This window comes from Tenacibaculum sp. L6 (assembly GCF_028823685.1).
Lineage (GTDB): Bacteria > Bacteroidota > Bacteroidia > Flavobacteriales > Flavobacteriaceae > Polaribacter.
Map to the genome: position 1 here is coordinate 1 of NZ_JAPEHZ010000145.1, position 1,102 is coordinate 1,102.

General features: G+C 33.4%; 1 protein-coding gene and 1 pseudogene. Both read right to left on the bottom strand.

Going from position 1 to position 1,102, the window contains the following annotated elements; translation table 11 throughout:
- A pseudogene (locus OU788_RS12380) lies at positions 1–285 on the bottom strand (restriction endonuclease subunit S); the annotation flags it as partial.
- A 17-nt stretch (positions 286–302) separates the two neighbouring features.
- On the bottom strand, positions 303–1,102 hold an 800-nt coding region (locus tag OU788_RS12385; protein WP_274635445.1), incomplete at its 5' end, for an N-6 DNA methylase.

Here is a 1,102-nt window from a genome sequence, read left to right on the forward strand (position 1 = left end):
TAAAGCATATGAGCTATTTAATATTGTAAAGTCATCGGGCTGATAATAAGCTCTATAAACATCACTATCAGAAGGTAGTGAAATAACATTATTCAAGATTGTCAAACCATCTTTTGGGGCATAATAATTTAAGCCTTGATTTTTGAAACTACAGGTAAGACAAGGTAATGTGTATGTATCTGTAGGATTTGTTTTTAGTTCACTTGCTTTGTACGGTACTTTTTTAGTCTTTAATTTTTCAAACAAGTCTCCCATTTTGAATTCTCCCCACTCAATATTTTTCAACTTTTCATTGAGTGGGGTTAGTGCTTTCCCAATTCTTCGTCAACGGTATTTTGTTTTAGCAGTGTACTTATTTCCCAAGAGAGATAGTCACTTACCGTCTTTTTAAATTCTGGTAGTGACGGTTTTTTGTCAATAGGTGCTGACTGATTCCAATCTGCTCCATTCTTTGGGTCAATATGTCCTTCGTAGTATTCCCTTTCTGTAAAAATGTTGAGCTTACTTTTTCCAAAACGTACTAAATCAACTACTTCTTGGTAACGCTCTTTTGCTTGGTCGGTATCTTTTAAATTATTTTTTGCCTTTTTTCTGTTTGCTCTTGAGTAGCCATCATTAGAAAAATCTATGAATTTTACTACCTCGTCTTTATGGTGTTTTTCGTTTACTTTGAAGACATAGATTCTAGTTTGAACACTAGATTTACCAATAAAAATATCTAATGGCATTTTGATACTTGCTAAAAGCGTGTGTTTAGACAAAATTCTTTTGTTGTAGTCAATTGCTTTTCCTGAACCTGATGAGTTTTGAATAATGATTGCTGCGTAGCCTTTATTCATCATATCTAAGGCTTTTTCCACAAAGTTCATCCCGTTACCTGAAGCAGAATAGGGTGGATTTAAAATAAAGGCATCCGCAGGGAATTTTGTGTCTGTTTTACCAAAGCCATATTTTCCATCAAAGTCTTTTATTGAGTCTGTGTTTAAAATGTTAGAACTACCGTCTCCCATTAAAATCATGTTTAGAATTGCTAACATATAAACACTTGAAAGCAACTCTAAACCAAGTAATTGTTCGGCTTTTATTTGGATTTCCTTTTTTG